At 40.9% G+C, this 24,631-nt stretch carries 18 protein-coding genes; 15 read left to right on the top strand and 3 right to left on the bottom strand.

Translation table 11 applies throughout. The annotated features are described in order from the left end of the window. Positions 1-72 precede the first annotated feature (72 nt). Positions 73-1,074, top strand: a complete 1,002-nt coding sequence (locus tag FLL45_RS21825) for a LacI family DNA-binding transcriptional regulator (protein WP_142944186.1) — start codon at positions 73-75, stop codon at positions 1,072-1,074. 162 nt (positions 1,075-1,236) lie between these two features. On the opposite strand, the gene FLL45_RS21820 is transcribed toward FLL45_RS21825, so the two are convergent. Then, positions 1,237-2,781, bottom strand: a complete 1,545-nt coding sequence (locus tag FLL45_RS21820) for an AbgT family transporter (RefSeq protein WP_142944185.1) — start codon at positions 2,779-2,781, stop codon at positions 1,237-1,239. Between the two features lie 204 nt (positions 2,782-2,985). Here FLL45_RS21820 and FLL45_RS21815 point away from each other — a divergent pair, with 204 nt between their 5' ends. Beyond that, positions 2,986-3,690 (top strand): GGDEF domain-containing protein, encoded by a 705-nt coding sequence (locus tag FLL45_RS21815; RefSeq protein ID WP_142944184.1) that lies wholly within the window; start codon positions 2,986-2,988, stop codon positions 3,688-3,690. Between the two features lie 95 nt (positions 3,691-3,785). Here FLL45_RS21815 and FLL45_RS21810 read toward each other — a convergent pair whose 3' ends face one another. After that, the gene (locus FLL45_RS21810; RefSeq protein WP_142944183.1) at positions 3,786-4,682 is read right to left on the bottom strand and encodes an MBL fold metallo-hydrolase; all 897 of its coding nucleotides are present in this window, start codon (positions 4,680-4,682) and stop codon (positions 3,786-3,788) included. A 227-nt stretch (positions 4,683-4,909) separates the two neighbouring features. Between FLL45_RS21810 and FLL45_RS21805 the strand changes: the two genes are divergently transcribed. From FLL45_RS21805 to FLL45_RS21770, 8 genes are all read left to right on the top strand, one after another. After that, on the top strand, positions 4,910-5,875 hold the full coding sequence (locus FLL45_RS21805) for a DUF1835 domain-containing protein (protein ID WP_142944182.1): 966 nt from the start codon (positions 4,910-4,912) through the stop codon (positions 5,873-5,875). Positions 5,876-6,034: 159 nt separating this feature from the next. Beyond that, positions 6,035-6,733 carry a PspA/IM30 family protein gene (locus tag FLL45_RS21800; protein ID WP_142944181.1) on the top strand — a complete coding sequence of 233 codons (699 nt, stop codon included), beginning with the start codon at positions 6,035-6,037 and terminating at the stop codon, positions 6,731-6,733. Between the two features lie 170 nt (positions 6,734-6,903). Further along, positions 6,904-7,482, top strand: a complete 579-nt coding sequence (locus tag FLL45_RS21795; protein WP_142944180.1) for a rhomboid family intramembrane serine protease — start codon at positions 6,904-6,906, stop codon at positions 7,480-7,482. A gap of 26 nt (positions 7,483-7,508) precedes the next feature. Then, complete coding sequence (locus tag FLL45_RS21790; RefSeq protein WP_142944179.1) at positions 7,509-8,177, top strand: OB-fold-containig protein; 669 nt, start codon at positions 7,509-7,511, stop codon at positions 8,175-8,177. A 20-nt stretch (positions 8,178-8,197) separates the two neighbouring features. Further along, the gene (locus FLL45_RS21785; RefSeq protein ID WP_142944178.1) at positions 8,198-10,162 is read left to right on the top strand and encodes a flotillin family protein; all 1,965 of its coding nucleotides are present in this window, start codon (positions 8,198-8,200) and stop codon (positions 10,160-10,162) included. Positions 10,163-10,281: 119 nt separating this feature from the next. Beyond that, positions 10,282-15,618, top strand: coding sequence for a DNA repair ATPase (locus tag FLL45_RS21780; RefSeq protein ID WP_142944177.1), 5,337 nt, complete (start codon positions 10,282-10,284; stop codon positions 15,616-15,618). Positions 15,619-15,624: 6 nt separating this feature from the next. Continuing rightward, complete coding sequence (locus FLL45_RS21775) at positions 15,625-15,903, top strand: polyhydroxyalkanoic acid system family protein (protein ID WP_142944176.1); 279 nt, start codon at positions 15,625-15,627, stop codon at positions 15,901-15,903. A 78-nt stretch (positions 15,904-15,981) separates the two neighbouring features. Continuing rightward, positions 15,982-16,461, top strand: coding sequence for a peroxiredoxin (locus FLL45_RS21770; RefSeq protein WP_142944175.1), 480 nt, complete (start codon positions 15,982-15,984; stop codon positions 16,459-16,461). Positions 16,462-16,603: 142 nt separating this feature from the next. On the opposite strand, the gene FLL45_RS21765 is transcribed toward FLL45_RS21770, so the two are convergent. Then, positions 16,604-19,501 (bottom strand): TonB-dependent receptor domain-containing protein, encoded by a 2,898-nt coding sequence (locus tag FLL45_RS21765; protein ID WP_142944174.1) that lies wholly within the window; start codon positions 19,499-19,501, stop codon positions 16,604-16,606. A 483-nt stretch (positions 19,502-19,984) separates the two neighbouring features. Between FLL45_RS21765 and FLL45_RS21760 the strand changes: the two genes are divergently transcribed. The 5 genes from FLL45_RS21760 (at position 19,985) to FLL45_RS21740 (ending at position 24,619) form a co-directional block, all read left to right on the top strand. Beyond that, positions 19,985-20,215: a hypothetical protein gene (locus FLL45_RS21760; protein ID WP_142944173.1), complete on the top strand. Its 231-nt coding sequence runs from the start codon at positions 19,985-19,987 to the stop codon at positions 20,213-20,215. Positions 20,216-20,308: 93 nt separating this feature from the next. After that, positions 20,309-21,124, top strand: coding sequence for a polyphosphate kinase 2 family protein (locus tag FLL45_RS21755; protein ID WP_142944172.1), 816 nt, complete (start codon positions 20,309-20,311; stop codon positions 21,122-21,124). A gap of 77 nt (positions 21,125-21,201) precedes the next feature. Further along, complete coding sequence (pgm, locus tag FLL45_RS21750) at positions 21,202-22,836, top strand: phosphoglucomutase (alpha-D-glucose-1,6-bisphosphate-dependent) (protein WP_142944171.1); 1,635 nt, start codon at positions 21,202-21,204, stop codon at positions 22,834-22,836. A gap of 68 nt (positions 22,837-22,904) precedes the next feature. After that, complete coding sequence (locus FLL45_RS21745) at positions 22,905-23,300, top strand: hypothetical protein (RefSeq protein WP_142944170.1); 396 nt, start codon at positions 22,905-22,907, stop codon at positions 23,298-23,300. Between the two features lie 107 nt (positions 23,301-23,407). Beyond that, positions 23,408-24,619: an FG-GAP repeat domain-containing protein gene (locus FLL45_RS21740; protein WP_142944169.1), complete on the top strand. Its 1,212-nt coding sequence runs from the start codon at positions 23,408-23,410 to the stop codon at positions 24,617-24,619. Positions 24,620-24,631: the final 12 nt, after the last annotated feature.

Genomic DNA, 24,631 nt, shown 5'->3' with positions numbered 1-24,631 from the left:
ATCATCAGTAACCTGATTACTAGGCATTTATGGTAAAGTAGCATTATAGGTATATAAGGTGTTTTTAAAGATATGGCTACAATTTACGATGTTTCTGTACTCGCGGGCGTCTCTTTAGCGACTGTTTCTCGAGTAATGAACAAGAATGCTAAAGTTAGCGAAAAAACCTGTAAAAAAGTATTGGATGCTATGGCTGAGTTGGGCTATCGGCCTAATGCGGTTGCCCAATCTTTAGCCTCAAATCGTTCTAACAGCGTTGGAATTTTAGTCTCGGAGTTAAAGGGGCAGTTTTACGGTGCTATGTTGAGTGGGATTGAGGCAGAGCTTAGAGAAGCAGGCAAACATGTCATCATTACTGCCGGACATGCCAATGAGGCAGACGAGATTGATGGCATCGAGTTTCTCATCGATAGAAGTTGTGACGCACTGATATTGCATGTTGAGGCGGTGTCCGACGAATACTTGGTAGAGCTGAGTAAAGGAGCGGTTCCGTTTGTGCTTATCAATCGAAATATAAAAGAATTAGCGGATAATTGCGTAAGTCTGGATAATGAAAAAGGTGGTTATGTTGCAACAAAAACATTAATTGATAAAGGCCATAAAGATATTGCCTATATCGCTGGTCCAATGTGGAAATCTGATGCATTAGGGCGTCTTGCTGGACATAAAAGAGCCTTGGCAGAACACAATTTAAATTTTTCCGATGAACTATTTTTTGAGGGAAATTATCGACAATCAGGCGGTGTTGCAGGAATGAATCACTTGATTGAATCGGGTAAATCATTTTCTGCAGTAGTATGTGCAAACGACGAAACTGCAAGTGGAGCAATGACAGTTTGCAGAGAAAATAATTTAAAAATACCCGAAGAAGTTTCGATTGTTGGTTTCGATAATATTATATTTGCAGGTCACCTGTATCCAAAACTTACCACTTTAGACTACCCCATTATTGAGATGGGTCACATGGCTGCTAAATTGACTTTGCAAAATAGTTATCAGGCAAACAACTTAAAGATAAAACATCTATTTGACCCCGAGCTAATAGTCAGAGATTCGGTCTCTAAGATTAACTAAAGCGACAGCACTCTTACGCTCAAAGGTTGAAAATATATTAAGAAATTTAAAAATTTTCCAGCGAGTCGAAGTCAAAATTGATGTCGCAATTGATGAGCAATAAAAAAAGCGAGCCTCATATTCGGGCTCGCTTTTTTGTTGGCCTAATACTTTTTTGAGTTTCTAAAATCCTAGTGGAATACCGAAGGCAAAAAATGCTACCAATAAACCTGTCCATGCGACTAAGAAAACCACAGAGTACGGCACCATCATAATAATCATATCACCAAAAGTTAAATCAGGTTTATATTTACGCATGAAGGCTAAGATGACGCCCGCGTAACTCATCATAGGCGTAATAATATTAGTTGAAGAATCTGCCACCCGGTAGGCTGCTGCAACTAAATCAGGTGTCATTTGAGGATTAACCTGATAGAGCATTGGAATAAAGATTGGACCGAGTAACATCCATTTCGAGGTGAGCCCGCCGACAAATAAATTTATTAATGCGGTGGTTAAAATAAAACCGATAATTAATAGAATTGGGAACTGCTGTAAACCTAACCACTCAAGAAAGCTAGCACCAAGAAAAGTGACGTAAGTTCCAAGCCCAGAATAGCCGAGCAAACCAAGAAAGTTGTAACAGAAAAATGTTAGCACCAGAATGTAGCCCATCGTATTCATTTGCGCGACCATCGCTTGGACAACATCCATCAGGCTGGAGAATTTTTTTGAAGCGTAACCAAATGCCGCACCTACAATAGTAAACACCAGTGCAATCATCAATATAATATTATTAAGAAAAGGTGAAACGGTTTTACCCGCTTCGTCGGTATAACTGGCGAGTGGTCCCATGGCTAAAAACACTAGGATACCAATGGCGATCAACAATCCCCATATTGAAGCTTTCAAACCGCGCTTTTCGTCCTCGGTAACTTCAAAGTCGGAAAAACTAACTTCCGCCGGTAGTTGATAGTCGACTTTTTCAAGCCTTGGAGCGACAAACTTTGTTGTTACCCATGCTCCCAGCCCAGCAAGTAAAAAAGTGGAGACGAAAATGAAATAATAATGCATGGTTGCTGGCGTTAACTCACTGCCATCTGCTCGGGTAAAGGGAACACTCTGTGCTTCAGCAAAAACCTTTGCATTCAATCCGATAATGACGTCCACTGGCGTGGCCGGAATTAAGTTAGCACTGAACCCGGCTGAGACGCCCGCGAAAGCGGCAGCCATGCCGATTAACGGATTTTTACCGAGACCAGCATAGAGTAAACCTGCGAGCGGAATTAATACCAAGTAGCCAGCGTCTGTGGCAATGGAACTCATTATGCCGAGAAATACAATCGCTGGTGGTAAGAACTTATCGCTTAAGTGAGTCCCGAGTTTTTTAATAATTGCCGTTAACAATCCTGAGTTTTCCGCGACTCCTACACCTAACATTACGATCAAAATGACACCTAGAACCCCGTTTCCAAAGGCCAGCCAATTTTTAACTAATGCGTTATCAAAAAGCCAGCGAACGTTTTCTGTGTCGGTCATATCCTTAATAACATGAGTGGTTAAGCCGCCATCCATGCTTTTAGTATGAAAGGTTAAATCACCGATAAGCGATGTTAAAACTAAGCAAAAAGCTAATAAAAACATAAAAATGATTACGGGATCGGGAATACTTTTGCCGATTTTTTCCACTAACGATAAAGTCGCGTTAGTTTCAGTTTTACTGCTCATTAATGATTTCTCCTTATTCGCCGATCGAATCGGTAAAACGATCAGTATTATTTTTATTTACCAACTTGCCAGTATACACATGCGCTGACAACACTCAAGGTAACCGTAAAATCATCGGTAACTTACTGAGTTTATTAAAGATGTTAAGCTGAATTTGACTTAAATCATTGGGTTTTTGGTGGGTTTAGGTCTAGACTTATCGATATGAACAAAGTCATTCTCCGTTCCATTCAGGCTGCCCTCTTTGCGGCAGGTGCTCCCTTAGGTTGGTTGTTTATTCAGTTTTTGAAGGGAGTTGATCTGGCGCAAGAGATCCTCAATAACTGGGATCTCTATACCTATATGTTGTTTGGAACCATGACAGTGTTTGTCTTGTTTGCTATTTATGTGGCGCGAAAGGAAACCCATATGACGCAAATTGCCTCTCGAGACGCACTGACTAATATTTATAATTTGCGTTACTTTATAGAACGAATGCAACAAGAAACCGATCGAGCGCGCCGTTATGAGACGCCGGTGTCTTTAATCTATTTCGACTTGGATCATTTTAAAAAAGTAAATGACACTTATGGCCATCCAGTCGGTGATAAAGTCTTGATTGAAGTTGCTAAGACTGTGAAAGATCTCGTGAGATCCTATGACATTTTTGCGCGAGTCGGTGGAGAGGAGTTTGCCATTCTCCAACCAACTTGTGGAATTGAAGATTCTAAAAAAAGCGCTGAAATGATCCGAGACGCGATCGAGAATTTAACTATCCAGATAAATGACGGAAAAACGGTTCAAGTCACTTTGTCCTGTGGAGTGACGGAATGGGTTGTAGGTGAAGATGTTGATGCGTTTTACAAAAGAGCGGACGGATTTTTGTATCAAGCAAAACAGACTGGACGAAACAAAGTTGTGAGTGGATAAAGAAGTTACTTTTAAATACTACTGATAAAAAAGTTGAAAAATCGGCAAGAATTAAACAACCTTCTATGAATCTAGAAGGCTGTTTTTGATGCGAATTACTTTAAACCTTTATAGACTTGACGAGTCATCCTTTCAGTTGTGATGAAACCCCAGTTTTGTTTAGCATATTTATTGAGAGGATTCATTTTTACCACATCATCTTCGCTTTTTCCGTCGGCAATCAGTTTACCAATAATAGATTTTACATCTTTCAACATAGCAATTGATTGTTCTAAATCCTGCTTAGAGGCAAGTGGACCATGACCAGGAATGATCTTGGTTTTTTCATTGGATAACGATAAAACCCTTTCTTGCGCCTTGATATAACCATCGATTGTTCCACCACTATCTAAGTCGATAAAAGGGAAGCGCCCATTAAAGAACGTATCGCCCATATGGATGATATTGGCATTTTTGAATACGATAACAGCGTCACCATCAGTATGTGCGTCAGCAACGTGAATGAGTTGTGCATCTTCCCCATTTAAATGAAAGCTCATTTCATGAGAAAAGGTGATTACGGGTAACATGCCTTTTGGGGCGGGTTTAGTGCCCTCTTGGCCACGGATCCCTTTGGTTAAGAGGTGAGTCCTTAAATTTTCATGAGCGACAATGTGAGCGCCATTTTTGGCCATCACTTCGTTGTTACCGATATGATCACCATGCACGTGAGTATTAATCAAAAAGTCGATAGGTTTTTTAGTTACTCCACTAATTGCTTCTTGCATAATATTTAAGGTACTGGGCATCGCATCATCAATCATCACGACGCCATCTTCACCAATTGAAAGTCCAATATTGCCTCCAGCGAATCCATTCTCGCCTTCGAGCATATAAATGCCTTTAGTGAGTTCAGTGGCTTTAAATTTTAGTTTTGGTTTATCTTCGGCAATAGCGCCAAAAGACATTGAAAGTAGACTGGATAACACCAGGTATTTTGTAATTTTATTCATGGGTTGGTTTCTTCCTATTCGTTATTAGATAGCCAGAGGTTAGAGCTCTTATTGTTGTGACCTTCTTATCATGCTACTTTGGCACTGACACTTTATGGTGTAACTGTGACACTATCATTGAAAACAAACAGCTACAAGTTATCCGCAAAGCGACATTACCAAGCCGTTCTAAATATTGGTTTTTGAGATTAGCCAATTAGGACGACATACCGACTATACGCAGGTCTATGACAAACCGATTACACATTACTAATGGCAGCTCCACCGTCTCGCTACTAAGGGCTGCAGGCATTGACGATCCAGCATTCAGCTGGGATGATATTTTACATGAAGGGCCCGTGCCTAATGGACTGGGCTTATCCCGGTTGAGTGAGGTTCGTGCCAAATACATCGCTTCTTTAGGATTTGACGGCAACCAAGAGATTTTAGCTCAATTCGTTGAACGCGACTTGCAATTGCAACGCTCACTTGATTATCAAGAGATAATTCTCTGGTTTGAGCATGATCTCTATGACCAATTGCAGCTGATCCAGTTATTAGATTGGTTTAATCGACACGCCTTAAAAACATCAGAAATCTACTTAATTAACCCTAACCGTCACCTGGGCTATCACTCGCCAGAGGAAGTTCCTGGTTTATTCTCTACCAGAAAAATTGTTTCAAACAATCAATACAAGACAGCGCAACAGGCCTGGTTGGCTTTTACCGCTGATACGCCAGAGCGATTTAATCAATTACTCAATTCGGACTTGAGCGTATTACCTTATTTGAGCGATGCGCTGTTGAGGATGGCTCGAGAATATCCTTCAGTCGATTCGGGTCTTCCGTTAACAGAGAAAATGATCCTCGACTGTCTGAGCCGTGATCCCGTCCACCCTGGCCAGTTATTTAGAAAATATAGTGAGAAAGAGCGTGATCAGTTTCTTGGGGACATGACCTTTTTTGCCAAAATTGAACAAATGGCCGAAGGGTCCAAACCATTGCTGATCATCGACCCATCACAGAAAATTGAGCCTCCTATCGCTAGCGAGGTGAGAATCATTGCGACTGATTACGCCCAATTGGTGCTTAAATCCAAAGGGAATTGGTTTGATGACAACCAAATGTGTAAATGGATCGGGGGGTGTCAGGTGACTCCACAAAACCGTTTGAGATGGGACTCAGCGAGGCAGCAAATCATTTACCATAAATGATTGAATATTAATGACTCAGCGTCGTTATCCTGGCTCTTCATAGAAATCCAATTGACATAATATGTCTATATTTGTTAAGCTTTGACATATTATGTCTTCTGAGTGCGGAAAGATAGTATTTCTGTTCTTGGAAGTCGCTTTAGCAAAGAGGACAGAATTATGGATATTATCAATAAAATGTTAACTGCAATTCGTGGCGGTGCAAGGGAGTTGGGTGAAGCTGTCGTTGACGCTCAATCGATTAGAGTATTTGAACAAGAAATTGTGGACTCAAAGGAAAACCTAGAACGCGCCAAAGAAGGACTGACCGAATTAATGGCGAGGAAGATTGCGACAGAGAGGAAGCTGACCTCATGTGGCAGTCGCATTAAAGAAAATGAAGAATTTGCGCTAAAAGCCATTGAGCAAGGCGATGATTCATTGGCACTTGAAATCGCCGCGAAAATCGCTCAATTAGAAATCGAAAAGGACCAAACTGTCGCAGAACTCGAAAGCTATAGTCAGAACGTAGAAGCGTTAAAAGTTCAGATTAAGACGGCACAAAAGGTTATTGCCGAACATGAAAGAGAGCTTTCTGTGGTTAAAGTGAAAGAATCGGTGCAACAGGCCAGTCATTCTGTCACTCAAACGGTAACTTTCGATCAGTCATCAATCGGGAGCGCGAAGGAAACTCTCCAACAAATCAAAGATAAACAACAACTGGAACAAGACAAAATTGACGCAGGTATCGCTTTGCGCAAAGAGCTGGAAGGAGATGATTTGGATACAAAGCTTAAAGCGGCTGGAATTAAACAGGATGCTCACAGTGCTGATCAAGTTTTAGCCAGATTAAAAGCTAAAACTCAAGTCGCCTCATAGGGACAAGCCTAAACTTTTTTAATTTTTGTTTGTAAAACTACAAATGGTGAACATAACAGCGGTGCAATCTTTACTTCCGTGGTATTCTTGAATGCTGTATTTGGATTCATCTCAACAGCATTGTAAATAGACTGAATAACGATTTTAGGGATTAAAAGGACTAGCAGCCGTTGGATACTAAGACAATTAAAGATTATCAGTACCTGTTGTTTTTTGTTGCCATTATTTGGCTAATTGAATTTATTAATATCTACCTCGGTCATAGTCTCAATCAATATGGGCTCGTGCCGAGGAACTTCGACCGATTATATGGCGTTGTGACCATGCATTTTTTGCACTCGGGAATGACACATTTAATAGCCAATACTCTGCCTTTATTGGTTCTCGGCTTTTTGGTGAGTGCCACGCATAAAGGATTACCGGTGACCGGTACTATTGCGATCATTACTGGCTGCTTGGTATGGGCCGCTGCCCGAAATGGTCAGCATGTCGGCGCCTCTGGGTTAGTGATGGGATACTTCGGTTTTTTGGTCAGCTCGGCATTTTTCGAAGGAAGTTTCAAGAACATACTACTGATGTTGCTAACGGTGTTTTTGTATGGCGGTTTGATTTTTACATTAATAGATTTCCGACAGTATATTAGTTTTGAAGGTCATATCTTCGGTTTTATTTCGGGCATTGCCAGTGCCAAAATTTGGCAAAAGAAAATAAAGACCAGTTCGTATGGTCACAGAAATAGTAATACATAAGAATAAATGAGCTGGAGGTTATAACAATGGATGCGTTTTTAGATTTAGTGACAGCTTATCCAACGTCAGTTTTTACTACGATTAACCTGATTATCGTGGGTATCTGGTTGATCATGGCTTTAGGTTTGTTAGATATTGAGATATTTGATTTCGATATTGATACAGATATCGATATTGATGTCGATGCACCGGATGCTGATATTACTGGCGGGACAACTTTTTTAAGCACTTTGGGTTTACAAGGTGTGCCATTTTTCATTGTTTTAACCATTATCTTTTTTGTGAGTTGGCTAATTACTTACTTCAGTGTTAAGTACTTATTATTTTGGAATAATTTCGAGTCTCTACGTTATATATTGGGTTCTGGTATTTTAGTTGTGAGCTTCTTAGTCTCTATTCCTATTACCGCTCGACTGATTCGGCCACTGCGAAAACTATTCACAAAGCTTAATCACGCTGGTGCTACCGCAACCGATATGATGGGCAAACAGTGTAAAGTTAGAACATCTAAAGTGACTCCAAGCTTTGGAGAAGGTGAATGTAATAATGAAGGTGCTAGCCTTATCTTAAAAATACGGGCTGATGAAAAGTACCAGCTGTCAAAAGGTGATTTGGTAAGAATCATCGATGTTGATAAAGAACAATCAGTTTTTCAGGTAATTCCTGAGGATGAATTTGGAATAAATAATATTTAGTTAATTAAAGAGGGAAATCAATGGAACTCATCATGTTTATCGTCGGCGGTGCTATTGCCTTAATTATTATTTTGGCAATTTTTATCTCGTCAGTTTATAAGAAAGTACCCCAAGGGTACGCTTTAATCGTTAACAATTTGCGAGCACAACCCAAAGTTAGTTTTACGGGATCAACCGTTATTCCTGTTATTCATAAAATGGAAATTATGAAAATCTCTTTAATTACTTTAGAGATTGACCGACGTGCTAACGATGGATTGATTTGTAAAGATAATTTAAGAGCCGATATAACGGTCGCCTTTTATCTAAGAGTTAATGAGACTCGTGATGACGTATTAAGAGTGGCTAAATCCATTGGTGTTGACCGTGCTTCAGACAAAGCGGCGGTTAATGAGCTCTTTAATGCTAAATTCTCAGAAGCGCTTAAAACCGTTGGTAAACAAATGGATTTTCTTGATCTATTTGAAAACCGCATTCAATTCCGAGAAAAAATTATTGAAGTTATCGGTGATGATTTAAATGGGTACGTTTTAGAAGATGTTGCGATTGATTACTTAGAGCAAACACCAAAAAATCAACTCGATCCAAATAATATTCTTGATTCAGTCGGTATTCGCCGTATCACTGAAGTTACTGCGACTCAAAATATCGAAACCAATCGTCTAGAAAAAGATGAGTCTTTAGCAATCACTAAAAAGAACGTTGAAACGAAAGAAGCCTTGTTGGCGCTAGAGCGTCAAGAAGTGGATGCCGAGTCGAAACAAAAACGTGAGATTGAGACAGTAAGAGCACGAGAAGAAGCTGAAACAAAAAAAGTTCAAGAAGAAGAGCGCTTAAAAGCGGAGCAAGCTCGAATTGAAACTGAAGAGCAGATTGAAATTCGTAATCAAGTGAAACAGCGTCAGGTTGAAGTGGCTGAACAAAATCGAGAACGCGCTGTAGTAATCGAAAAAGAAAAAGTCATTCGTGCACAAGAAATGGAAGAGGTCAACCGTCAACGCGAAGTAGAACTGTCAATTATCGACAAAGACAAAGCGCTGGAAGAAGAAAAGAAAATTATTGCCAATACGATTAGTGAACGAATTGCGGTAGAGAAAAAAGTTGCTGAAGAACAAGAAAATATCAAAGAAGTTCAAGAAGTATCTGAAGCAGAACGACAAAAACAAGTAACAATTTTGGCGGCAGAAGCAAGCGCTCAACAAGATTTAGTACACACAGTTAAGAAAGCCGAAGCGGAAGAGCAAAAAGCACAATTTAAAGCGAGAGAAATAAATTTAATTGCTCAAGCAGAGCTTGAAGCTGCGGCGAAAAAAGCCGAAGCAGAAAAGAAAATTGCTGAAGGGGCACAAGCAACTCAAGCGGCGAGTGGATTAGCGCAAGCGAAAGTAATGGAAGCTAAAGCGGATGCCTTTGAGAAAGAAGGGTTTGCACAGGCCAGAGTACAGGAAGCCAAAGCTGTCTCTCTAGAGAAACAAGGCTTAGCAGAAGCACATGTTATGGAAGAGAAGCTGACCTCTGAAGCTCGCGGTAACGAGCAGTTAGGTAAAGCCGAGGCAATAGCTGAAAAAGAAATTGGTTTAAGTCAAGCTGAAGTACTTCGTGAGAAAGGTAAAGCCGAGGCCGATGCGTTAGTTGAGAAGTTTGCAGCGATGAACAACATGGACCCGGATTCGCGAGCATTTGAAGAGTTCCGTTTGAACCTCGAGTACCAATTGAAAGAAGTATTAGCGTCGATCGAAGCAAACAAAGAAATCTCTAGTGATCAAGCTGAAGTACTCGCGTCTGCTTTGAAAAACGCCAATATCGATATTGTTGGTGGTCAAGGAGACTACTTCGATAAATTAGCCAAAGGAATGGGCGCTGGAAATGCAGTAAACGGCTTTATCGAAAAAAGCCCGATTGTTCAAGCATTAATGGAAAAACTGTTAGGTGGCGCTAGTATCCCTAAATCGATTCCCGCGTCAAATGATAAAGACGATGCATAATCGATAAACTCGATTTGAAATTAGCGCCTTTTTGAACTGAGTTTCTTAAGGCGTAATTTACTAAAAATGAGTAATTAATCGAGTTACCAAGTAACGCTGCAATTTATAGGGAATTACGAGTGATTGATCAGAATCAAAATGTAGTAGAACAAGCAGTTGCTGAAGGGGGTGCATATGAAGTTATCCGTCAGCGCTTGACTGAACAAGGTCGTAGTTTAAAAACACTAACGTCCGAGATTAACACTGCGCGTCAAGATGAATTCGGCTCAACAGAGATGAAGGTGTTGGGTCGATTAAGATTGAGAACTGAAAATAACTGTCAAGCAAAAGACTTGGTCATTGTTGGTGATCAGGTACTATTTGGCTACAATGTTTTTATTGGCTTAAAGAAAGAAACTCGCGTAGAAGATGTCTTTTCTTTGTACACCATGAATGAACAAGATGGTCAGTACGAATTAAAACCCGTTGCAGTGAAGGATTCTTTCCTATCGGACGCGCGATTTCAGAGTGAATTTCAAGAGCTCTATGCGTATTACAAAGACACCTTTCTTTCACAACTAGTATTCAAAGAAGGAAAATTGTTAGCGTCTTTTCAGATCGGCGATAAACTGACTGATATTCGCGTCTTTCGTTGGGAAGTTTCTGCCGACGGAAATCGAATTGACTATATTGATAATCGTGGTGAGCGTGATTTGAGATTGCCCTCTACTCATGATTTTGAGTGGGTAGAGTGTCGTCGAGATGATGTTATTGACGGCCGTTATTCTCATATTAACATACTAGACACACTGTTTGTTGATTGTCTTCGCGGCGATATTACTATCAAGGTGGAAAATAACACGAATAGTGGCAAAGGGATCTATTCTGAGCCGGTAGAGGAATTGAACCAATCATTAGACGACGCTGAGTTTTACTATGCAGATTTAAACCAGATCATTCTAATTAAGGTAAAGCCTTACCAAGAAGAAAGCTTTCGCTACTTAGTTTATAACCGAAATAACCAATCAATTACTCGAATTGATGCGATCGGAGATGCTTGTCAAAGATTACCGGAAGACCATGGAATTATATTTCCTGGCGGTTATTTTCTTACGACAGGCGAATACAAAACGTTTGAAGACAACCTAGATAACTTGGTATTCAAGCGCGTTTTACGCTCACCTAATGGGGAGGACGTACTGTATATCTTCTATCAACCAACGACTAACATTATCGCCCTTTATCCTTATAATCTTATTGAAAAATCATTGCAAAATCCTATCTTTGGCCATGGATATGGCTTTTACGAAGATGGGCGCATGATTATCTTTTATGCTGAAGACGAGCCGACCCGAGTGCATCCGCTTCAAGTGTGGCAGACACCCTTCTTCTCGGAAGTCTTTGCAAGTGCCCAACCAACGTCAACAACATTTTACGGCAAGATCGGTAACTCAGAATTAGTCCGAGGAATATCTGAACTTTTTAGTATCAGTAAGTCAATCATGGTCGATGATGTTTCAGCGGAGCACTATCATGAGCTTTCTAAGCAAACCAGCAAAGTCTTCGATAGTTATTTCTGGTTAGATTCTGAGGAGCTTGCCGACGTTGCAAAATTAATAAAAGCCATCGGAGAAACGGCTGAATCGGTAATTGATGAATATGAAAAAGTAGAAAGTATTCGTAAACAATCTAGTAAGGCATTGAATGATTCAGTTGCACAACAACAAGAAATTATTCGGCGTGTAGAACCAGATAGTTGGCATTCACCGCAAGAGTTTGTTGATGCATTACACGCCATCCGACAACATCGAGGTCACTTACTGACTGTTCGAGATTACCGCTACATTGATATTGATAAAATTGACTCGCTTGAATCTGAAATCAATCAAGTTGAAGAAACACTCAATTTAAAAACAGTAGAGTTTCTAGCCTCTGATGATGCACTGACCAGTTACTACAAACAACTCGATAAAGTTGCCAGTGAAAGTACAAAATGTAAAACCAATAATGAACTAAAGCCTTTGTTAGAGTCCTTGTCTTCGATGTCCCAAGGATTGGATTTGATATCTGAAATGATGGCTAGCCTAAAAGTAGATGATGCGACGCTACAAACAAAAATTGTTGATGCGGTATCAGAACTCTATGGCAAACTCAATCAACAACGCGCACACTTAGATCATCAACGAAAAAGTTTTGGTAGTGCTGAGGCAACGGCTCAATTTGCGGCTCGATTAAAGCTGCTCAATCAATCAATCCATAATGCCTTAGGTTTGGCATCAACGCCAGATAAATGTGATGAGCAAGTATCTCGATTACTAGTGCAACTCGAAGAGTTGGAAGGCGAATTCAGTGAGTATGATGAGTTTATTGCTGATATAGTTAGTAAACGTGAAGAAATTTTTGAAACTTTTGAAGAGCATAAACAATCTTTAATTGAGGCAAGACAACGTAAAGCGCAATCATTATCAGATGCTGCTAGTCGAATCCTCAAAAGCGTAGATAAACGCGTTAAACGCTTTACCGAACAAGATGAACTCAATGCGTTCTTCGCAGCCGACGGTTTAGTAAACAAAATTCGCGATATTATTGAACAATTAACTGAGCTCGATGATACGGTAAAAGCAGAGGATTTAGGTGCTCGCTTAAAAGGGATAAAAGATCAATCGCTAAGGGCTTTACGAGATAAAAGTGATTTGTTTGAAGATGGTGGCAATGTCATCAAGTTGGGACCTAGACATAAATTCTCGGTAAACACTCAAGAACTGGATCTTACAATTTTGCCTCGCGATGAACAATTATATGTTCGTTTGACGGGCACTGATTATAGCGAACCTTTAAATAGCGCTGCACTTAACGAACTAAAAGATTACTGGCACATGCTAGTACCATCAGAGTCAAAAGTTCTCTATCGCTCGGAATATCTTGCGTACTTAGTTCTAACCGCAGCAAAACAAAAACAATCGGATCTCGATTGGCACAAACTCACTTCAGCCGCAGCAGATAAAAAAGTCCTCAATCAACTGGTCACTGACTTCGCTTCACCTCGATATCGTGATGGCTATGAAAAAGGTATTCATGACCATGATGCGGCATTGATACTCGAAAAATTGGTACCGGCTTATGAGCTGGCCGATGTATTCAAGTATTCGCCCTTGGCGAGAGGGTTTGCAGCAATTTATTGGGCGAATAATCAGCAAGGTGAACAGCAGCAGTTATGGCTTCAACAAGCTAAAAATGCATTAAAAATGGAGGCGATTTTTACTGACAGTGGTGCCAGAAAGTTGCTTGTGGAAGCGATTAGTACCGTTCTGGATGATTTTAAAAAACACAATCAAATTAACATCGATGAATTTACCCTGAAGTCTTCAGCTGAATATCTTGTTGAAGAATTGGGTCAAGAAAAAGTGAGTTTCGCAACGACAAAGTATGCGCGAAGGCTGTGCGATGAATTTAAAACACATTTGGAGACACACAATGTGTGGCGCGATTATCAAAAGGTCTTAGACGAGCTGCGCGGTCAAGTGGGACAGCGCTGGAATATAGCGAATAAATGGTTAACGGCTTTTGTTGAGTCGCAGAACAAGATTGAATATCGAAGTTTTATCGGTGAGGCAATTGGTATCTTGAACGCTGAGCAACGTATTAGCCGAAGCGATCGAGAGGCAGATATCCAATTTGAAGTGACAGGATTTTTGGGCACTCATGAAAAAATTAATGATAGAAAGTTATCAATACAATTGGATGAGTTTTTAAATATTAATGAACACCATCAACAAGTGGTTATTCCAAGCTACGAAGCTTTTTTAGAAACTCGCCATAAGGTAATCGAAGAACAGCGAGAATTTCTACGATTAGATGAATTTAAAGCCAAGCCTTTATCATCATTTGTGCGCAACAAGCTAATTAATGATGTTTATTTATCAATTATTGGAGATAACTTAGCCAAACAAATTGGTACCGTTGGTGATAAAAAGCGGACCGACTTAATGGGGCTCTTGTTAATGATTTCCCCACCTGGTTACGGTAAAACGACACTAATGGAATACGTCGCTGATCGCCTAGGTTTAATTTTTATGAAAATTAATTGTCCGGTGATAGGTCATAGCGTAACTTCAGTTGATCCGAAACAAGCAGACAATAGTGCAGCGGCTCAAGAGTTAGAGAAACTCAATTTAGCTTTGGAAATGGGTAATAATGTCATGCTGTATTTAGACGATATTCAGCATACTAATAGTGAATTTTTACAAAAATTTATTTCGTTATGTGATGGTACTCGTCGAATTGAAGGCGTGTGGCAAGGTAGAACTAAAACCTATGACATGCGCGGTAAGAAATTTTGCGTGGTAATGGCTGGAAATCCCTACACTGAGTCCGGTGAAGCTTTCCAAATTCCAGACATGTTAGCAAACCGTGCTGATATTTATAATTTAGGTGATGTTCTAAGTGGTAAAGAAGAAGTCTTTGCGTTGAGCTACATCGAAAACTCACTCACATCAAACCCGGTACTAGCGCCTATTGCCAATCGAGACATGCAAGATGTTTACAAGTTTATTGAAATGGCTAAGGGCGTTAATGTTGCAACTACCGACTTAAGTCACCAGTACTCAGGTGCCGAGATTAAAGAGATTGTTAGCGTGTTGCAAAAAATGCTTCAAGTTCAAGAAGTCGTGTGGGCGGTTAACCGTCAATATATTGCGGCCAGCGCGCAGGATGATAAATATCGGACCGAACCGACTTTTAAACTGCAGGGCTCTTACCGTAATATGAATAAAATGGCGGAAAAAGTTTCTGCGATAATGACCGATGAGGAGCTGATTCGGTTGGTAGACGACCACTACCAAGGTGAGTCGCAATTGTTGACAACAGGAACCGAAGCCAATCTATTAAAGCTCGCTGAAATTCGTAACTCTATGACGGAAGAGCAGCAAGAACGCTGGCAACAAATTAAATCAGATTTTATGCGTAATAAGGCAATGGGTGGAGATGATGCGGACACCGGTGCCAAGATTGTTGTCCAGCTCAATGATCTGGTATCAAGTATCAATGATTGGCGTGCTAATACAATACAAGACAATCAAGCCGCGGCGAGCAACCCGATTGTAGAAAGCGGAATGGTCAAAGCGATTGAGAGTTTGGGCGAACAAATTAAACAAGTATTAGCGAAACAAGAAAGTACAAAAACTACGGACACAATAGATAATAGCGGATTGGAAAAGCTAGCTGATTCTTTAACAACGACATTTCAACCATTATTGCGAATTATGGACGGTAAGCTGGATTTAGATCTAGGTACTCATCACAAAATGTCGGAGATTAATCAAAAGTTAGAAATGATAGCAAAGCGTTCTGGTGGCCAAGTAAAACGCGATAGAGGATTATTTGGTGATTCTCAACCATTGGATCCGATCGAGAAAAAAACGCGTAAAAAAATACCTAGTACTCGAAAAAGTACCAACAAATCAGATAAAAAAGAGTAATTTCATATGGCTGTCATTCAAGTAAAGCGTAATCATGGTAAGTCGATAGATGAAGTTCGGGTGAAAGTTGAAGAGCTCATTGTCAAGCTTCAACATAAATTGCAAGTTCGTAGCGAATGGCAATCTGATAATACCTTAGTCTTTCAGCGTAAAGGGGCCAAAGGAGAAATTGAGTTTGATGAGACGACCTTGGAGTTAACGTTACGTCTTGGGATGATGCTGCGAGCGCTAAAGAAGCCAATTGAAACCGAAATCCATGCTGTATTGGACAAATTTCTCAAATGAGATTTTCAGCGAAATAAATTACCTTATTTATCTGACCTCGATTACACTAGAAACGATATTAATTAAAAGGATCTCAAAATGACTATTCAAGTAAATGATGCAGTCCCAGCAGTAGATGTAAAAACCGTAGTAAAAGATGAAATGGCGGATGCTAACACTGGGGAGTTGTTTGCTAGTGGTAAAACGGTTTTATTTGGCGTTCCAGGCGCCTTTACTCCAACTTGCTCTCAAGCTCACTTACCCGGATTTGTCGTACATGCAGACGCGATAAAAGACAAAGGTGTCGATCGAATTGTATGTATGTCAGTCAATGATGCGTTTGTGATGAAAGCGTGGGGAGAAGCGAGTAATGCGTCTGAGATCGTTATGCTAGCCGACGGTAACGCAGACTTTACTGAGGCGTTGGGTATTGAATTAGATGCCGGTGGTTTTGGTATGGGGTTACGCTGTAAACGTTTCGCGATGATTATCGAAGATGGTAAGGCCACTGGCGTATTTATTGAAGGTCCGGGCGAATTTGAAGTATCAAAAGCAGAATATGTTTTAGAACAACTTTAATTCCGACTTCAAAACACCAACCGTGCAGTCTTAAAACGACTAGGGTTATTTTAAATTAAAATTATTCTTAACTAAAATCATTGTAAAAAGGGGCGTTAGCCCCTTTTTATTTTTCGGTATGTGTTGGTTTTACGAGTGACCGTTAAAAGTCATGGGATACTCTAAAGAACCAGCCTTGACCAAATAATCGATAAGTAGACGGGTCGGTACTGGCATTGAAGCCTGAGTCAATAAATGGAGGTGCTTCATCCGTTAGATTAGTCACTCCCAATGTCATCCTAGTCCCCAAATCAGGTACCGTATAGGTACCCACGATATCGTGGTACATCTGGCTGTCAACTTTGTAGCAAGTCGCAATTTCATCTCTTCCATTAGCACAAGGAACACCGGTGCCAAAGAAAGATAAATTCTGATAAACACTATCAATGAAATTCAGGTTGTAACTTACTGCAAAATCGCCGTGAGTCCACTCCGTTGTCAGCTGAAACTTATTTTCAGGAAATGCACCGCCCAAAGTGAGATCGTCATAAACTCCGGCGAGTTCCCAGGGCTCTGCGCCAGCAAATTCAATTTCGGTACGATCCTTTAACTGGGTGAACAGTAAATTAAATTTCCAGGCGCCTATGTCAGTGTTCATGCTATATACTAAATTCCAGTCAATCCCGTTCGCTTCTCTTTTGGCGAGGTTTAAGTTATTCGCTTGAATGAAATCGATGGAGCCATTAGCAAAGCGGTTGATCGCATCACAGTTGCTACCAGTGTTTATACAACTATTTAAAATACTGTTTGCGGAAACTTGAGAGATGATGTTGTCGACAGAAATATCCCAGTAATCGACGGTCATTCTGAATCCTTCCAGAAAATCGGGTGACCAAACGATTCCAAAGGTGAGGCTTTCGCCATCTTCAGGTCCGAGATCGGGGTTACCACCGACTTTAACTAATAACTGCGAATCTGATTGAACTGCGCCGCCATCAGGAACGCCTTGGGCGATACAAGCGGATTGTTGTTGCGGGGTTAAACCAGCCCAGTTGGCAGTATTGCAAGGATCGGTAACCGCAGGAAAGGCATCGGTTAAGGGACTAAATAGCTCGACCGTGTTTGGTGCTCTAAATGATTCTCCAACCGTGCCTCGGATTAGCCATTCGTCGTTCGGGCGGAATTGAAGACCGACCTGTGTGGATACTTTATCTGAACCGGTTGAATAATCATCACTACGTAAGCCGATGCTGGCTTCAAGCGTATCGACTATCGGTAGCAGTATTTCTGCAAAATAGGATGTATTGGTAAATGATCCGCCAACGCCTGCGCCTGTATTGCCCGTAACAGCTTCGGTTTCCTTACCCGAATCTGGCTCAAAGTCGAATGAATTCTTCTGGTGCTCATATCCCAGCACCATACTGGCGGTACCGCCAGGTAATTCAAAAATGTCGCCAGTAACAAAACCATTATAGACTTCGAGCTCAGTCGTGTACTGGTCCACGAGTGTGACTTGAATATAGTCGAGCATTTCTTGGGTCACTGTGCCGGTATCACCAAACAAATTCAATGAAACACAATTAGCAATTGGTGCGGCCGGAGTCCCGCAAACAACCTGGTTGGATGTTGTATCGAGGAATGATGGACCTAATGCTAAAGAAAGTCTTTCGCCTGAATATTGACCTGAATCTTGGTCGGTTCGATGACGATACCCGTAGTTGTAGCTGAGCTCGTACTCCCAGGTTTCTGTAAGATAACCTTGTAAGCCAACCACATACTGAAACTGAGTGACATCTTGTTTGAAAACCCTTGCGCTCTCTGCCATGCGGCGTCGGGAGCGAATGATATCCTCGTCAAACGGGTTGTAATAATTTTGCCCTGAAATACCATTGGCGGTTATCCCTGTCGGCGCACCAACGATATCTAATATCTCTACTTCATACCCTGGATCGAAACGCGTGTCATAAGGGACTGGTGCGAGCTGCTGTGTTGAAAGGCGCTGACTGACTCGCATTTCGCTGAAAAACGAGTGGTTATCACTGATTTCATAGTCAGCTTCAAAAAATAAGTTAGTTCTTTCATAAGGGGTTTGTAGATAGTTCACCGGCGCATAGTTATAGGAGTCGTTATTCGGGTCAGTAAAATTACCGTTATAACAGCGATAATTAGTACTGTTACTGCCATCGGCACCTCGATTAGTAGTGACTGAACCGCAACCCGCCAAACTACTAAACGCCGTATTGGCTTGTAAATCGAAGTTCCCTTGCGTGATGCGCGATGATCCAAAAGGAGATAAGTTAAAATTAATTGGATCTTGAGACTGAAGTAACGGCCCGAATTGCGCGAGTGATACATCATCAATAAAGAAGAAGCTATTCTGCATAAAATCCCAGGGCGTTTCCGATTGATATATACCCTCTTGCTTGCTCCAATCAATACCGATTAAATAATGTCCTTTATCTGAGTCAGAGCCAACGACTAAACTGATTTGATCTTGCTTACCAGCATCTGTATTGCTGTAGTTGGAAGTCTGCGCTGTCAGCTCCATACCGGTAAAATCTTTTCGAGTCACGATATTAACTACGCCTGCTATTGCATCGGAACCATAAACTGCAGAAGCGCCGTCTTTTAGAATATCGATGCGCTCGATCATCGCTGCTGGGATAGTTTGGAAGTCTCCACCGTCTGGAGCTCGGCGTCCATTGACTAACACTAAGGTTCGATTTAGTCCTCTAATATCGATTCCGACAGAGCCATTGCCACCGTTATTGACCGTCGTACTGAGTGGAGAGCCGGTTATTTCAGGCAGTCGCTGCAGTAATTCGCCTACGTTAGTCATCCCCGAACGCAAAATATCGTCTTGGCTGATGACGGTAATTGGATTAGCACCTTCAATCGCAGTTCTTTTTATTCGCGAACCGGTGACCGTAATTCGTTTTGCTTCTTCCTCTGTCGCTTCTTCTGACGCCTGCAGTTCAGTTGAATAGATAGCAAAAAGTGAAGGTATAAGTAGCGCTGATTGAATCGCTTTAGCGGTTAAACTTCGGTTGAAAAACAACATTCAATGTCTCCTCGGCTTTTTGTTTATATTAGTTATTGCCCATTTTTGTTTTTTTGAAAGACTCGACGAAGGCTTTTTCGGTCGCAGAGTTTGGTTTAAATTTTGAGATATTTTCTTAATTTATTTGTTAATAAAGTGAAGACCTAGAGAATACTAAAAAATAGAACATTCGACTTTCAAATTTACGCCAACTATTTGTAATATTTAGACAAGATATCGAAATTGGTCGTTTTCAGCGGCAGTTTAAAGCCCCGCCGTGTTTTTTTTATTTTTCACTTTTATTCATCGGGTCGTTGCGTAGTAGAACATAAAGAATGCCAGTTTTGAAATCTTAGTGGCCGAGTCCTGTTCCTCCTCTTTTAGTATTCGCATACAACAAAAGGTTGGTAGCGAATCTGCCTAATCGCGTATATTTGTAATAAATCGAGTTAGACGCAGACTAAATGATTAAAGCTTAAATTGAGAACTTATCGGGAGAGCGCTATGTTTGAGAAGGTATTCTTAGTTTTTCTTATCGTTGCAGCAATTATTTTTATCTATTGGTTAAACAAACGCCTCAACTTAGAACTTGGTAGTGAGTTGTTAGGCGATATTGCTAACCTGGAATCTTCCCAAAAGAAAGAAATTGAAAGGTTAAAGGAGAGAGTCGCCGTATTAGAAAGGATTGTAACTGATTCAGGCTCCCAACTTAGCGCTAAAATCGATAGATTATAATAATCGTTTGAATTTGCGCTTGCTATTAGTATAGTAACTGAGAACAACAGAGATTACCTGAACATTAGCGACCCTAAAGAGGTTTGGCAAAAGATGAACAACAACAAAATGCCTTCTCTTAACGATGTCGATCAGACATTACAGTTTCCGAGCAAACAAGCTTATCTGTCCGAACTGAAAAAATGGCAGTTGCGAATGAAACAAGTACAACTTGCGTATTATCATCAGCAACGAAGAGCCTTAATTGTATTTGAAGGTTGGGATGCAGCAGGTAAAGGCGGTGCTATAAGGCGCATTACTGAAAAGCTAGATCCTAGGGGCTTCGATGTGTACCCGATTGGTGCGCCGACGGCTGCGGAACAGGGCCGGCATTATTTATATCGATTTGTACAAAAGTTACCGGTTCCGGGGACTATCGCTATTTTTGATCGCTCCTACTATGGTCGTGTTTTAGTCGAGCGTGTCGAAAAATTTGCAAAAAAAAGTGAGTGGAAGCGTGCCTTTCAAGAGATCAATGAGTGGGAAAGAGCGCTGATAGATGATGGCGTGCGCATCGTAAAACTTTTCATACATATTACTCCAGAGGAGCAACTCGAGCGATTTGAAGAGCGTTTAAAAAATCCATTGAAGCGCTGGAAACTCACCCATGAAGACATACGAAATAGGGATAAATGGCACAAGTATGAGAATGCCATTAACGAGATGTTCTTCAACACGTCAACAGAGATAGCACCATGGACTGTTATTCCGGGTAATAAAAAATGGTATGCGCGTGTTCAAGTACTTAGGACGATAGTTGAAAGCCTTGAATATCAGGTTGATGTAACGATGCCACCATTAGATAAAACAATCATCAAAGCCGCGCGTAAAAAGCTTGGGATCGATTGCGATGGAATCCAGAGTAAATAACAATTCAGTCATTCTTTTTACTGTTTAACCATGTAAAATAGTCGAGATCATTATCATCTCGAAATAGGGAAAATTTCATGGCTTTACATAAAAGAGCTGGCGAACCTGCTCAACCTCACGATCTGATTAACATCCCGCGTCTAGTCAGTGACTATTACTTACAAACTAATAATCTGGCACCAGTAAGTTTTGGGACTTCAGGGCATCGAGGGTCGTCTGGCAAAGGAAGCTTTAATGAAGTTCATATTGCTGCCATATCCCAAGCTTTGGCTGAATTTCGAGTTCAGCAGGGGATTAACGGGCCATTATTTATCGGGATCGATACCCACGCACTTTCTGAGTGTGCTTTTGCGACCGCAGTTGAGGTTTTAGTCGCCAATAAAGTTGATCTTGTCATCCAACAAGGACGAGGCTATACCCCTACTCCGGTTATTTCACACGCGATTCTCACTTACAATCAGTCAAATCCGTCTCACCTTGCCGATGGTGTCGTGATTACCCCTTCCCATAATCCACCTCAAGACGGTGGTTTTAAATACAATCCACCCAACGGTGGTCCTGCGGATGGTGATATTACAACTGTTATCCAAAATCGCGCGAATCAAATTATGGCGGAAGGTAATAAAGCGGTTCAAAAGGTCGATTTTCCCAATGCACTGTCATCAGATTTTGTCACTGAAAAAGACTTTATTTTTCCCTACGTCAAGGATCTCGAAAATGTCATTGATATGCGTGCGATTGGCGACGCTAAAATTAAAATCGGGGTTGACCCACTGGGTGGATCGGGTATCGCCTATTGGGAGGTAATTGCAGACGTCTATGGCCTCGATATCACTTTAGTCAATGAAAGAGTTGATCCAAGTTTTTCATTTATGACCTTAGATAAGGATGGTCAAATTCGAATGGACTGCTCGTCGCCTTATGCAATGGCTAGTTTGATAGATCTGAAAGATCAGTTCGATATTGCGATTGGTAATGATCCTGATTACGACCGTCATGGGATCGTCACGAAAACCGGTGGATTAATGAATCCAAATCATTATTTAGCGGTTGCGATCAACTATCTGTATACCAATCGAAGTGAATGGTCCTCCGAGTTAGCAATTGGTAAAACGTTAGTATCCTCCAGCATGATTGATAGAGTTGCTCAATCCTTAGGTAAAAATTTAGCGGAGGTTCCAGTTGGCTTTAAGTGGTTTGTCGATGGTCTATATAATGGAAGTTATGGATTTGGCGGTGAAGAAAGTGCTGGCGCTTCATTTTTAAGAAAAGATGGTAGCGTATGGAGTACTGATAAAGATGGAATTATTTTGGGCTTGCTGGCCGCAGAAATAATGGCGGTCACTGGCAAAGATCCATCACAACATTATCTCGATTTAGTTGATCAATTTGGCTCGCCAATATATACCAGAATCGATGCGCCCGCTAGCAAAGAGCAAAAAGAGGTACTCAAGAATCTTTCTGCAGATTCAGTTGTTGCTAACGAACTAGCGGGAGAAAAAATACTGGCAAAACTCACCCATGCGCCTGGTAACGATGCAGCGATTGGTGGTTTAAAAGTCGTTACTGAGAACGGCTGGTTTGCGGCACGCCCATCAGGTACGGAAGAAATTTATAAAATTTATGCTGAAAGCTTTTTGGGCGAGTCGCACTTAAATAGGATCTGTGAAGAAGCTCAAAGTATCGTTGCAAAGACATTTGAGTCGATTTGAAATAGTGAAGCAGAATCATTGTTAAAGAAACAAAGCTTAAAGAAACTTAAAGTTAAAAAGAGTGAATTATGGTCAATAGAATCATTATAGCGGTCGTGATAATCGCAATTTTAGGTATCGGATACATCTTTATCTCCGGTGATACAGAAAATCGAGTTGCCCGACTGGGCGTTTCTTACTTTGATGGTGACTATGTGATTACCTATCATGGTTATTCTGGGGTTGATGTTTGGATGGTTAAGTCTGGAAAGGTGACCTCTGAGCCCAGTAAAGGTTACTACCATACGCGGGTAAGAACTAAAGATGGTAAAACGGCCTACATGCAATTACCGATTAGTAATACAGTTATTGAAGAATTTAAAGAACCCAGTCAGTTAACCAAAGCACAAAGAGCCATCCTAGTCGGAAAGTATGGTTATGAATATTTCCCGCCTTTAACCAACGAAGCGAAAGATAATCAGTAGTTGATGAGTGAAAATTCAATATGGGAGACTATACGAATTAAGTGTATTTTGTGTGATAATTGAGCAAATTTTAACCGGACTTTCCTAATACATGAGAGGCCAGTTCGATGAGTTTTTTCAAACTTATTCCAGTTGGCAAGCGAGTACCTTCGATTCTATCAAGTTCAGTTATCTTGAGCTTGCTTGCCTGTGGTGGTAGCGGTAGTTCCGAGTCTCCAGCGCCGCCAACTCAACCTCCAGTAGCCGACACTTTAGGCTCTCTTTATACCGATTCAACCAATTCGCTTCCAGGTGGGCTCACCGGTGCCTGCATGGATGGTGAAGCAATGGATTTTGATAATGATGGGGATCTTGATCTGGTATTAGCCTTTGAATTTACAGAGAACCTAATTTTAGAGAATGATGGTTCAGGTAATTTTTCAACATTGATGCCTTTCTCAAATATTGCTCGAGATAGTGAAGATTTAACGGTTGCCGACTTTGATGATGACGGTGATTTAGATATTTTATTTGTCAGCGAAGATGATCTTATCGATGAGTTTTATCTCAATAATGGCGATGGCAGCTTTACCGATGTTAGTTCAAGAATTCCTGTTTCCAGTACTTCGAATGCGGTGGTTGCATTTGATATTAACGGTGATGGTTCATTAGATGTGGTCATCGGTAATAATGGGCCAAATAACGTTTTGCTTAATGATGGCTCGGCAAATTTTACTGATGACACGAGTAATACTTTTTTAGGTGCTGATGTTACTCAAGACTTGGAACTAGCCGATATTGATAATGATGGTGATTTTGATCTCATTGTGGGTAATGAAACCCGTAATGAGATCTTTATTAATAATAACGATGGTACGTTTAACAATGAATCAACGGTTCGCTTGCCTGATTTATTGGCTGAAACGCGTGACCTTGAATTAGGAGATATTGATGGTGATGGTGATTTAGATCTGTTGGTATCGAATGTTACCTTTTTTAGTTCAACACCCGATGTGAATCAATTGTTGATCAACGATGGAACGGGTATTTTCACGCAAGATAATAATTTTAGTTTAGGTGGTAATCACGTCGACTCTGACTTTGTTGATTTAGATCGAGATGGAGATTTGGATATTATCACCGGGACTACGAATATTGCCGGTGGTGAAGGTAATAACCAAGCGCTTGAAAATAACGGTTCGGGTAGTTTTAGTGGTGGTGGTTTCACTGGCAGCGGAAACCTATTTGATATCGTCGCTGCGGACTTTAATGGTGATACCAAAATTGATCTGTATTATTGTAACAGAGGGTCACAAGATCGTTTGTATTTAGCCAACTAGGTAGGCCCCATC

Source organism: Aliikangiella marina, assembly GCF_007004765.1.
Taxonomy (GTDB): domain Bacteria; phylum Pseudomonadota; class Gammaproteobacteria; order Enterobacterales; family Kangiellaceae; genus Aliikangiella; species Aliikangiella marina.
Note: the sequence above shows the minus strand (reverse complement) of the source record. Positions and strands in the feature narration are given on the sequence as shown.

Coding starts and splice junctions, on each gene's coding strand:
- FLL45_RS21825 (WP_142944186.1), top strand. CDS start 73: ATGGCTACAATTTACGATGTTTCTGTACTCGCGGGCGTCTCTTTAGCG.
- FLL45_RS21820 (WP_142944185.1), bottom strand. CDS start 2,781: ATGAGCAGTAAAACTGAAACTAACGCGACTTTATCGTTAGTGGAAAAA.
- FLL45_RS21815 (WP_142944184.1), top strand. CDS start 2,986: ATGAACAAAGTCATTCTCCGTTCCATTCAGGCTGCCCTCTTTGCGGCA.
- FLL45_RS21810 (WP_142944183.1), bottom strand. CDS start 4,682: ATGAATAAAATTACAAAATACCTGGTGTTATCCAGTCTACTTTCAATG.
- FLL45_RS21805 (WP_142944182.1), top strand. CDS start 4,910: ATGACAAACCGATTACACATTACTAATGGCAGCTCCACCGTCTCGCTA.
- FLL45_RS21800 (WP_142944181.1), top strand. CDS start 6,035: ATGGATATTATCAATAAAATGTTAACTGCAATTCGTGGCGGTGCAAGG.
- FLL45_RS21790 (WP_142944179.1), top strand. CDS start 7,509: ATGGATGCGTTTTTAGATTTAGTGACAGCTTATCCAACGTCAGTTTTT.
- FLL45_RS21785 (WP_142944178.1), top strand. CDS start 8,198: ATGGAACTCATCATGTTTATCGTCGGCGGTGCTATTGCCTTAATTATT.
- FLL45_RS21775 (WP_142944176.1), top strand. CDS start 15,625: ATGGCTGTCATTCAAGTAAAGCGTAATCATGGTAAGTCGATAGATGAA.
- FLL45_RS21770 (WP_142944175.1), top strand. CDS start 15,982: ATGACTATTCAAGTAAATGATGCAGTCCCAGCAGTAGATGTAAAAACC.
- FLL45_RS21765 (WP_142944174.1), bottom strand. CDS start 19,501: ATGTTGTTTTTCAACCGAAGTTTAACCGCTAAAGCGATTCAATCAGCG.
- FLL45_RS21760 (WP_142944173.1), top strand. CDS start 19,985: ATGTTTGAGAAGGTATTCTTAGTTTTTCTTATCGTTGCAGCAATTATT.
- FLL45_RS21755 (WP_142944172.1), top strand. CDS start 20,309: ATGAACAACAACAAAATGCCTTCTCTTAACGATGTCGATCAGACATTA.
- pgm (WP_142944171.1), top strand. CDS start 21,202: ATGGCTTTACATAAAAGAGCTGGCGAACCTGCTCAACCTCACGATCTG.
- FLL45_RS21745 (WP_142944170.1), top strand. CDS start 22,905: ATGGTCAATAGAATCATTATAGCGGTCGTGATAATCGCAATTTTAGGT.
- FLL45_RS21740 (WP_142944169.1), top strand. CDS start 23,408: ATGAGTTTTTTCAAACTTATTCCAGTTGGCAAGCGAGTACCTTCGATT.